This window comes from Phytohabitans kaempferiae (genome assembly GCF_042433955.1).
GTDB classification, from domain to species: Bacteria; Actinomycetota; Actinomycetes; order Mycobacteriales; family Micromonosporaceae; genus Phytohabitans; species Phytohabitans kaempferiae.
Genome location: NZ_JBHLUH010000037.1, coordinates 49237 through 58968, shown reverse-complemented (window position 1 = coordinate 58968; position 9732 = coordinate 49237). Strand labels below are relative to the sequence as shown.

Below are 9732 nucleotides of genomic sequence, written 5' to 3'. Positions count from 1 at the left end.
CGCTCACAGACGTTTGAAATGGAGTTATGCCCGTAACATTGCCGTCATACTGTGAGCGCTTACAGCGACAACTGTCAAGGCCTGGGGAGCCTGCGAGAGGTGGTGCAGCATTTGCCTCATATCCGGCGGGTTCCTTGGGCGCCGGTTGCATATAGGCTGGCAGATGTGCTGACGGTGCCCGTGCGGCAGCTCGGTGAGACCGAGCGCGGTGCGGTCGAGCGAATCCTCGACCAGGACCCGTTCGGTGCTGCCCAGGTGACCGAGCGCGTGGCGGCCCACGGCCTCTCCTGGTGGCGAGCCGACGGGCGGATCTTCGGCTACGGTTCGCGCCGCCACCTCGAGGCGCTCTGCTGGTTCGGTGGCCACCTCACGCCCGTTCTCGCCACGCCGCCGGCGGTGTCCGCGTTCGCCGAGCTGATCCTCTCCGAAGACCGCTGCTGCTCCTCGATCGTGGGGCGGGCCGACGCGGTGCTCGGTCTCTGGGAGCACCTCGGTCCACAGTGGGGGCCGGCGCGCGACGTGCGGCCATGCCAGCCGCTGCTGGTCGCCGACGCGCCGCCCGCCATCCCGCCCGACCCTGGTGTGCGCATCGTCCGCTCCGACGAGATCGACCTGCTCTTCCCGGCCGCCGTGGCGATGTACACCGAAGAGGTCGGCGTCTCCCCGCTCGCCGACGACGGCGGGCGCGGATACCGGCGGAGGGTCGCCGAGCTGGTGCGCGCGCGCCGGGCGTACGCGCGGGTCGTGGGCGGCAAAGTGATCTTCAAGGCCGAGCTGGCGGTCGTCACCCGGCACACGGCGCAGGTCCAGGGGGTCTGGGTCGCGCCGGAGTGGCGCGGGCGCGGGCTGGCCGGGCCGGCGATGTCGGCGGTCGTGCGCGACGCGCTGCGGCGGGTCGCGCCGACCGTGAGCCTCTACGTCAACGGTCACAACGACCGGGCCCGCCGGGTCTACGACCGCTGCGGCTTCCGGGGCGCCGGCGAGTTCGCGACCGTCCTGTTCTGAGTCTGCCTGGGCTGCTTACCGCCCAGTATCTGGGAGAATGACAGGCGTTTTCAGCAAGGAGCCGACACTCTTCGCTCGCACTTGCCTACGCTACGTAACGACCGACCGCGATGCAGGTTACGGCCAGTGGGGTGAGCACCGCGATGGGGCGGATCGTGAAGCAGGTCTCCGAGGGGACCACCAAGTATTACTGGTACCCGGGTGACAAGAAGGAGTGGATCCGCGCCGCTGTCGCTCTGACCATCGGGCTTGCCGCGTTCGGCCTGCTCATGCTCTTCACCCGAAACGTTCTCGTGGCCACCGTGGTGGGCACCTCGGTCACCGCCGTGGTGGCCGGCATCAACTTCGGGCGGCGCGACGCGCGTGCCCTCGCCGGTTTCCCCGATCTCGGCAACCGGGCCGCCCGGCGCGCGGTCGCGGGGCACACGGGCAAGGCGGTGTGGCGGGCCTTCGCGCACGGGCTGGGTGGCGCGGCCGCGGCGGTGCTGATCCTGAACCTCCCGCACCGGGGCGTCGTCGCCGACTGGGTACTGCCGGTGGTCCCGGCGGTCGCCGGGGCGCTGGCCCACCAGGCCGGCATGCTGTATGAGCAGCTCACCGCCTCGGCCTCGACGCCCGGGCCGGCGGCGGCGCCCGCGGCGGCGCCGGAGCCCGCGCTGCAACCGGCCGGCAAGTAGCCGTCGCGAGGTGAGGCCCTCCTCACTCGCCGAGTCCGGTGACATTACCTCGGTAACCGAGGTAATTTGAGGATGTGAATACGAGGCTGGCCGGCGAGCTGATGCAGGTGCTCGCCGGCATGCGGCGGGTCGTGCGCCGGCGGCTGGTCCAGGGCCGGCCGGCGCCACTGGCCGGCGCACAGGTCGAGCTGCTGATCGCGGTGGAGGAGGAGCCGGGCATCGGCATCGCCGCCGCGGCCCGCGTGCTGCACCTGGCGGACAACTCGGTCAGCGGCCTGGTCAACGCGCTCGTCGACGCCGGCCTCCTCGCCCGCGAGACCGACCCGGCCGACCGCCGGGCCGCGCAGCTCTTCCTCACCCCCGCCGCGCACGATCGGCTCACCGGCTGGCGCACCGCGCGGGCCGAGTTGGTCGGGCGGGCACTGGAGCGCCTGGACACCGCCGACCGCGAGGCCGTGGCGGCCGCGCTGCCCGCGCTGCGCCGGCTCCTTTATCAGGTACGAGACGAGGAGGCGCCGCCGAGCGGCAGCGCGCCGGCAGCGGGCGGCACGGCATCGGGCTCGGCGCCCGGGGAGGGAGAGCGGGCATGACGGCGGCGGTGAGCGTGCGCGGGCTGCGCTACGCGTTTGGCGACACGGTGGCGGTCGACGGGATCGACCTCGACGTGGCGCCCGGCGAGATCTTCGGCCTGCTCGGCCCCAACGGCGCGGGCAAGACCACCACCATCCGCGCGATCACCACGCTGCTGCCGGTGCCGCGTCACACCGTGTCGGTGCTTGGGCTCGACGTGCGGCGCCGGCGGATCGCGGTGCGGCGCCTGATCGGCTACGTGCCCCAGCTCCTCTCCGCCGACGGCGCGCTGACCGGGCGGCAAAACGTGAGCCTCTTCGCCCGGCTCTACGACGTGCCCCGCCGCGAGCGGGCCGCCCGCGTCGACGAGGCGATCGCCGCGATGGGGCTGAGCGACGCGGCCGAGCGTCCCGCGGGCACCTACTCCGGTGGCATGATCCGTCGCCTGGAGCTGGCGCAGGCGCTGGTCAGCTCGCCGCGGCTGCTCGTGCTCGACGAGCCCACCATCGGCCTCGACCCGGTCGCGCGGGCCGGCGTGTGGGAGCGGATCGCGCAGGTGCGGCGGGACACGGGCATGACGGTGCTGGTCACCACGCACTACATGGACGAGGCGGAGCACTCGTGCGACCGCGTCGCGCTCATGCACCGCGGCCACATCCGGGCGGTGGGCACTCCGGCCGAGCTGATCGCCAGCCTCGACGCCACCGGCCCGGCCAGCCTCGACGATGTGTTTCGGGCATACGCGGGGGACGACTGGGACGAGGAGACGAAGGGATTCAGGCATGTCCGCCAGACTCGACGCACTGCCGCACGCCTCGGTTGACACCTGGGCCGGCAGCCTCCGCATGCTGGTCGCCCGGGTGGGCGCCATGTGTCTCGTCGAGCTGCAGAAGATGCGGAGGGACAAGACCGAGCTGCTCTTCCGTGCCGTGCAGCCGGTGCTGTGGCTGATGGTCTTCGGCGTGACCTTCACGAAGATCAAGGCGATCCCGACCGGCGACGTGCCCTACCTGGACTATCTGACGCCCGGCGTGATCGCGCAGTCGGCGCTGTTTATCTCGATCTTCTACGGCATCCAGATCATCTGGGACCGGGACGCGGGCATCCTCGCCAAGCTCATGGTCACGCCGACCCCGCGGGCCGCGCTGGTGACCGGAAAGGCATTCGCCGCGGGCATGCGGGGGCTGAGCCAGGTGCTGGTCGTGCTGGTGCTCGCCGCGCTGCTCGGCGTCAGCCTGACGACCAACCCGCTGCGGCTGCTCGGCGTGGTGGTGGCGGTGCTGCTCGGGTCGGCCTTCTTCTGCTGCCTCTCCATCATCATCGCCGGCCTGGTGCTCTCCCGCGACCGCATGATGGGCATCGGCCAGGCCATCATGATGCCGCTCTTCTTCGCCTCGAACGCCCTCTATCCGGTCTCGCTCATGCCCGGCTGGCTCCAGGCGATCAATCACGCCAACCCCCTCAGCTATCAGGTCGAGGCCCTGCGCGGCCTGCTGATCGGCACGCCGGCGCGGCTGTGGCTGGACTATGCGGTGCTCATCGGCGCGGCGGCGGCCGCGATCGGGGTGGCGAGCGCGCTGCTCAACCGCCTGGCGAGGTAGGGCCGACCTTTGCCGGCTTCGCCGGGCCGGGCGATCGGCGGTCGAAGGCCGCCGGTCACCCGGTGAAACCTTGGTGGTGCCGCCACTGGACGACAGCGGTCACAAGAGGCGGCCTGCTCTGGACGACACAGGCCAGCGTGGGGTCACAGCGGCAGGGCGTCGACCGCGACCGCGTCGTATCGATCGGGACAGAGGGTGAGGATCGGCCGCCCACTGGCGCGGGCGCGCAGCACGGCGTGTGTGCCGGCCCAGTCGAGCGTCGGGTCGGTGGTCAGGACGGTGTCGAGCTCCGCGCCGCGGACCAGCTCACGGACGGCGAGCGCGCCCGGCGGCGCGGACGCGACGAGGTCGGCCACGTGCTCGGCGATGGAGCGGCGGGCGGTGCTCGCCTCGGCCAGGCAGAGGGCGGGCACGTCGATCACCGGCCCGCCCGCGATGGCCTCGTGGATCAGGCAGGACAACTCGCGACGATGGCGCTCGCCGGAGATGTCGGTGAGCCCCGCCACCAGTGCGAGGTCGTCGAGGACGAAGCGCTCATGGTGCGGCGGCGAGAAACGTGCCGAGCGCGTCGGCGGCGATAGCGGGCAGGACCTCGGCGGGGTCGCGGTCGTCGGTGCCGTCGCGGAGGGCGGCGGCGGCTCGGCTGAGGGCGCTGGCGACCGGCTTGGGAGCGGGGTAGTGCCCGGTGGTGTCGCGCACCCAGGCGAGCGCTGCCGCCTGCGCGTGCAGCACCGCGACGGCCCGGCGGGCGGCCGCGTCGGGCGTGCCGAAGAGCATCTCCACCAAGGCCATCGCCTGGGCGGTGTCCACTGCGGATGTCATGCGCCGAGGCTAGGGGGAAGGTTGGATGTGCGCTGCCCCGTTAGCGCCGATCAAGGGGTGGCGCCCGTGGATTACCGATGGGGGTGCGCTTGTCACGCACCCCTCGTCGACCAGCCGGCGCAGCCCTTTGGCGGTACGCGGGCTGGGACCTTTCTCATCGGCTCCGCTTCGAGCGGCTTGATGTTCATCCTTTACCGAACGGGCTTCGCGTACGTCCGCCAGGTGGCGCATTCACGTCGCGCTCCGGCACCGGGATGGCGGAGATCGCCGGGGCGGCTTACGAGGCCGGCGTGGCGGTCAGCCGACGCGGTGGCGGGCGCGGCGCGGGTTGGCGATCCGCAGGTCGGCGTCGATCTTCGCGACCGTGGCGAGCAGGTGGGGCAGCAGGTCGCGGCGGATCGACTCGACCGAATTGCGGCTGGCGTGCACCGAAACGTTGGCCGCGCCGATCACCAAGCCACCGCGGTCGCGGATCGGGGCGGCCACCGAGCGCAGCCCCTCCTCCAGCTCCTGGTCGACGATCGCGTACCCCTGCGCGCGCACCTTGCGCAGCTCGGTCCGGAGCGCCGCCGCGGTGGTGACCGTACGCGGGGTGAGGCGGGTCAGCTTCACCCGATCGAGGTAGGCATCCAGCTCCTCCTCGGGCAGCCCGGCGAGCAGCACGCGCCCCATCGAGGTGGCGTACGCCGGGAAGCGCGTGCCCACGTTGATGGCGACCGTCATGATCCGGGAGGTGGGGACGCGGGCCACGTACACCACGTCGTCGCCGTCGAGCACGCACACCGAGGACGACTCGTGCACCTGCGCCACCAGCCGCTCGAGGTGTGGCTCGGCCACCTCGGGGAGGGAGAGGCTGGACAGGAAGGCGTAGCCCAGCTCAAGCACGCGCGGCGTGAGGCTGAACATGCGGCCGTCAGTGCGCACGTATCCCAGGTCGGCGAGCGTGAGCAGGAAGCGGCGGGCGGCGGCGCGGGTGAGGTCGCAGATGCGGGCCACCTCGCTGAGCGTCAGCTCGGGATGCTCGGCGTCGAACGCGCGGATGACGGCCAGCCCGCGCTCCAGCGACTGTACAAAGTGGGCCTCCCTCCCCACGTCGTCCGTCATTGCCTACCTCGCTCCGTCGCTCGGCGTGTCTCCGCCGTCGTGGTTGTGGTCCGTGGCCTCGCGACTCCCGCTCATGCCTACCTCGCTCCGTCGCTCGGCGCGTTTCCGCCGTCGTGGTCGTGGTCCGTGGCCTCGCGACTCCCGCTCATGCCTACCTCGCCCAGCTCGTCGAGCACCTTCTGTGCCACGGCCAGTGCGCTGTTGGCCGCCGGCACACCAGCGTAGACGCCGGTGTGCAGCAGCACCTCGCCGATCTCGGCAGGAGTGAGGCCGTTTCGTCGCGCCGCGCGTACGTGCATGGCCAGCTCGTCCTCGCACCGCAGGGCGGCCAGCACGGCGAGCGTGACGAAGCTGCGAGTGCGGCGGTCGAGGTCGTCGCGGCCCCAGACGGCGCCCCACGCGTACCTGGTGATGAACTCCTGGAACGGTGCGGTGAGCGGCGTGGTCTTCGCGACCGCCCGGTCGACGTGCGCGTCGCCGAGCACCTCGCGGCGGATCACCATGCCCCGGTCGAAGTCACTCATCCGTACCTCCGAGGTGGTCGACGATCAGAGCGGTCACCACGTCGACCTGCTCCACATTGGCCAGATGGGCGGCGTCGCGCACAAGTGTGAGGCGCGCCCCCGGCACCGCCGCGGCGATGTCGGCACCGTGCGCGGGCGGGAAGGCCGGGTCGTCGGCGCCGTGCAGGACGAGCGTGGGCGCGCAGATGCGGGGCAGGGCGGCGGTGAGGTCGAGCCCCTCGATGACCCCGCAGCAGGCCGCGTACCCCTGGGCGGGCGTGGCGGCGAGCATCCCGCGCAGGCGGGCGACCAGCTCGGGCTCGCCGGCGGCGTACGCGGGCGTCAGCCACCGGCTCACCACGAGGTCGGCGATCGCCCCGGTGCCCTCGGCCCGTACCGTCGCCGCGCGGTGCGCCCACGACTCCGGTGCGCCGGGCCGCGCGGAGGTGCAGCAGAGCACGAGCCGGTCGATCCGCTCGGGGGCGTACGCGGCGAGCCACATGCCCACCATGCCGCCGAGCGAGAGCCCGCAGAAATGGGCCCGCGCCACACCGAGCTCGTCGAGGAGCGCGAGCACGTCGCCGCCCAGGTCGCCGATTGTGTACGGGCCGGGCGGCACCGGCGAGCGCCCGTGCCCCCGCGTGTCGAAGCGGACGACCCGGAAGTGCTCGGTCAGCGCCGGCAGCTGCGGTTCCCACATGTCCACAGTGGTGCCCAGCGAGTTGGCGAGTACGACGACGGGCGCGCCGGCCGGACCGTCCACTATGGAGTACGGTGTCACGGCCGCTCCCCGTGCCGCTTGAGTGCCCGATCAGTCAGTGCCGGCGCGGCCCCCAGGTAGGAGGCGGGGTCGAGGAGGGCGTCCAGCTCGGCCTGGTCGAAATGCGCGGCGAGGGCCTCGGCGAGCGGCCGCCCGCTGGCGACCGCGGCGCGTACGAGGTCGTGTGCCTCGGTCGCGCCCACCTTCGGGGCGAGCGCCGCGCCGATCCGCTCGGCGAGCAGCGCGCCGCCGGTGGCGTCGAGGTTGGCGCGCATCCGGCCCGGGTCGACCCGCAGGTGGGCCAGGCACCGCGCCAGCCAGTGCGCGGCCGAGCCGGTCGACCGCAGCAGCCCGGTGAAGGGCGCCCACTCCGCGTGCCAGGCGCCCGCCGCCCGCTGGTGCTCGTGCCCCATCGACGCGAGCAGCGTGCCGGCCAGGCCGGGGGCCTGCGCGGCGCAGGCGCGGGCGGAGACGGCGGCGACCGGGTTTTGCTTGTGCGGCAGGCTGGACGAGCCGCCCGGTGCCCCCTCGACCACCTCGCCGACTTCGGTCTGTGCGAAGAGGACGACGTCGCCGGCGACCTTCCCGACGATGCCGCAGGCCGTGCCGAGCGCCCCGGCCAGGTCGGCGACGCGCGTGCGGTCGGTGTGCCACGACAGGTCCGGTGCGGGCAGGTCGAGCTCGGCCGCCAGCCGCTCCACGATGGATGGTGAGTCGAAGGCAGCCAGCGTCCCCGCCGCGCCGCCGAGCTGGACGGCCAGGCGCGTGTCGCGGACGCCGGCGAGGCGGTCGACCACACCGTCCAGCGCGGTCAGCCAGCCCGCCGCCACCAGCCCGAAGGTGGTCGGCAGCGCCTGCTGGAGCAGCGTGCGGGCGGCGACCGGAGTGTCCCGGTGCGCCCCGGCGAGGCGGGCGGCGGCCTCCGCCGCCGCCGTCAGGTCGGCGATGATCAGGCCGAGTGCGTCGCGCGCGACCAGCATCGCCGCCGTGTCGAGGATGTCCTGGCTGGTGGCGCCCCGGTGCACGTGGCGGGCGGCGGCGGGGGAGACGGCCGCCCGGAGCGCGCGGGCCAGCGGCACGACCGGGTTGCCCGCCGTCGCGGCGGCGGCACCGAGCGCGGCGACGTCGTAGCGCTCGACCCGGCAGGCGGCGGCAACCTCCTCGACGATTTCGGGCGGTGCCCCGCCGGCGCGGGTGAGGGCCGCCTCGACGTCGAGCATCGCCCGCAGCCACGCGAGGTCGGTGGTCGCCGCCCGTACCGGACCGGCGGCGAGCACGCCGTCGAAGAGCCCGGGGCCGGGGGAGTCAGATGGCGAAGAAGACGGTCTCATCGTCGCCCCGCAACCGGATGTCGAACCGGTAGCCCCGCTCGTCGGGCACGGCCAGCAGCGTGCCTCGCCTCGCCTCGGGCACGCCGGCCAGCACGCCGTCGGTCGCGTTCGCCGCCTCCTCGTCGGCGAAGTAGACGCGCGTGACGACCCGGTGCAGCAGCCCGCGCGCGAAGACCGAGACGTCGATGTGCGGCGCCTGCGGTGTCCCGTCGGGCCCGGGCACCGGGCCGGGCTTGAGCGTGCGGATCGCCCACTCTCCACTGTCGCCGGTGGGGCAGCGGCCGAAGCCCCGGAAGCCGGCCACCGCGCCGCGCGGGTCGTCCGGATGGTCGAACCGTCCGGCCGGATCCGCCTGCCAGGTCTCGACGAGCGCGTCCGGGATCGGGTCGCCCGCGCCGTCGGTCACCACGCCGTGCAGCCAGAACGCGCCGTGCACGCCCTCGTCCACGACGGAGGGTCCGTCTGTCCACGGCAGACCGATCGACAGGTACGGCCCGACGGTCTGCGAAGGCGTGTAACTCACGACTCAGGCTCCTCCATCGGCGTCGCTTCGCGTCCGCGGAGGACGATGTCGAACTCGAAGCCGAGCGCCCACTCCTCGACCGTCGCGGAGAGGTCGAAGCGGGACACCATGCGGTGCCGGGCCGCCTCGGGCACCGAGTTGTAGACGGGGTCGTACGGGAAGAGCGGGTCGTCCGGAAAGTACATCTGCGTGACGAGCCGCTGGGTGAACGCGCGCCCGAAGAGCGAGAAGTGGATATGCGCGGGGCGCCACGCGTTGTGGTGGTTGCGCCACGGGTACGCGCCCGGCTTGACCGTCACGAAGCGGTAGCGCCCCAGCGAGTCGGTGAGCGCCCGGCCCACGCCGGTGAAGTGCGGGTCGAGCGGGACGTCGTGCTGGTCCCACTTGTGCAGGTAGCGCCCGCCCGCGTTGGCCTGCCACACCTCGACCAGTGTGTCCGGCACCGGCCGGCCGTCGCTGTCGCGGACCTGCCCGTGCACGACGATGCGCTGCCCCTGCGCCTCGCCGCCGGCGTGGCGGCTGAGGTCGGCGTCGGCGGCGGTGACCCGTCCCTCGCCGAGCAGCGGCCCGGTGACCTCGGTCAGCGTGTGCGGCAGCGGGAGCGGTGCCTGGCTGGGTGCGCGCAGCACTGTCGACTTGTAGTCGGGCGAGAGCAGCGGCGGATGGGAGCCGGCGTCGTCCCGGCGGTATCCCGGCACCAGCAGCCGGCGGGCAGTCGTCACGTCGTCCTCCTCACCTGGTCAATCCTGCCGTCCCGGGGCCGAGAACCCCGGTAGATCCCGCCGTCCTGGGGGCGAGAAGCCCGGTAGATCCTCCCGCCCAAGGACCGGGAGTCC

General features: G+C 73.2%; 13 protein-coding genes. 5 read left to right on the top strand and 8 right to left on the bottom strand.

Going from position 1 to position 9732, the window contains the following annotated elements:
• The first annotated feature begins 165 nt into the window (after positions 1–165).
• From ACFFIA_RS18645 to ACFFIA_RS18625, 5 genes are all read left to right on the top strand, one after another.
• Positions 166–1005 carry a GNAT family N-acetyltransferase gene (locus ACFFIA_RS18645; protein WP_377252679.1) on the top strand — a complete coding sequence of 280 codons (840 nt, stop codon included), beginning with the start codon at positions 166–168 and terminating at the stop codon, positions 1003–1005.
• A 131-nt stretch (positions 1006–1136) separates the two neighbouring features.
• Positions 1137–1682: a hypothetical protein gene (locus tag ACFFIA_RS18640; protein WP_377252677.1), complete on the top strand. Its 546-nt coding sequence runs from the start codon at positions 1137–1139 to the stop codon at positions 1680–1682.
• Between the two features lie 74 nt (positions 1683–1756).
• On the top strand, positions 1757–2272 hold the full coding sequence (locus ACFFIA_RS18635; RefSeq protein WP_377252675.1) for a MarR family winged helix-turn-helix transcriptional regulator: 516 nt from the start codon (positions 1757–1759) through the stop codon (positions 2270–2272).
• Positions 2269–3075, top strand: a complete 807-nt coding sequence (locus ACFFIA_RS18630) for an ABC transporter ATP-binding protein (RefSeq protein ID WP_377252673.1) — start codon at positions 2269–2271, stop codon at positions 3073–3075. The genes ACFFIA_RS18635 and ACFFIA_RS18630 overlap by 4 nt, the downstream gene beginning before the upstream one ends.
• Positions 3035–3853, top strand: coding sequence for an ABC transporter permease (locus ACFFIA_RS18625; protein WP_377252671.1), 819 nt, complete (start codon positions 3035–3037; stop codon positions 3851–3853). Before ACFFIA_RS18630 ends, ACFFIA_RS18625 begins: the two co-directional genes overlap by 41 nt.
• Positions 3854–3996: 143 nt before the next feature.
• Here the strand turns inward: ACFFIA_RS18625 and ACFFIA_RS18620 are convergent, their stop codons facing one another.
• The 8 genes from ACFFIA_RS18620 to pcaH all read right to left on the bottom strand — a co-directional run bounded on the left by ACFFIA_RS18620 (position 3997) and on the right by pcaH (position 9618).
• Entirely contained in the window at positions 3997–4359 is a 363-nt protein-coding gene (locus ACFFIA_RS18620; protein ID WP_377252669.1) for a hypothetical protein, read from the bottom strand.
• Between the two features lie 28 nt (positions 4360–4387).
• Positions 4388–4675, bottom strand: coding sequence for a hypothetical protein (locus ACFFIA_RS18615; protein ID WP_377252667.1), 288 nt, complete (start codon positions 4673–4675; stop codon positions 4388–4390).
• Positions 4676–4972: 297 nt separating this feature from the next.
• Complete coding sequence (locus ACFFIA_RS18610; RefSeq protein ID WP_377252665.1) at positions 4973–5779, bottom strand: IclR family transcriptional regulator; 807 nt, start codon at positions 5777–5779, stop codon at positions 4973–4975.
• Between the two features lie 77 nt (positions 5780–5856).
• The gene (gene pcaC / locus ACFFIA_RS18605) at positions 5857–6303 is read right to left on the bottom strand and encodes a 4-carboxymuconolactone decarboxylase (RefSeq protein WP_377252663.1); all 447 of its coding nucleotides are present in this window, start codon (positions 6301–6303) and stop codon (positions 5857–5859) included.
• Positions 6296–7063 (bottom strand): 3-oxoadipate enol-lactonase, encoded by a 768-nt coding sequence (pcaD, locus tag ACFFIA_RS18600; RefSeq protein WP_377252661.1) that lies wholly within the window; start codon positions 7061–7063, stop codon positions 6296–6298. The genes pcaC and pcaD overlap by 8 nt, the downstream gene beginning before the upstream one ends.
• On the bottom strand, positions 7060–8373 hold the full coding sequence (pcaB, locus tag ACFFIA_RS18595) for a 3-carboxy-cis,cis-muconate cycloisomerase (RefSeq protein WP_377252659.1): 1314 nt from the start codon (positions 8371–8373) through the stop codon (positions 7060–7062). The genes pcaD and pcaB overlap by 4 nt, the downstream gene beginning before the upstream one ends.
• Positions 8348–8896, bottom strand: a complete 549-nt coding sequence (gene pcaG, locus ACFFIA_RS18590) for a protocatechuate 3,4-dioxygenase subunit alpha (RefSeq protein WP_377252657.1) — start codon at positions 8894–8896, stop codon at positions 8348–8350. The genes pcaB and pcaG overlap by 26 nt, the downstream gene beginning before the upstream one ends.
• Positions 8893–9618, bottom strand: coding sequence for a protocatechuate 3,4-dioxygenase subunit beta (pcaH, locus tag ACFFIA_RS18585; protein ID WP_377252655.1), 726 nt, complete (start codon positions 9616–9618; stop codon positions 8893–8895). Before pcaH ends, pcaG begins: the two co-directional genes overlap by 4 nt.
• Between the last annotated feature and the right edge of the window lie 114 nt (positions 9619–9732).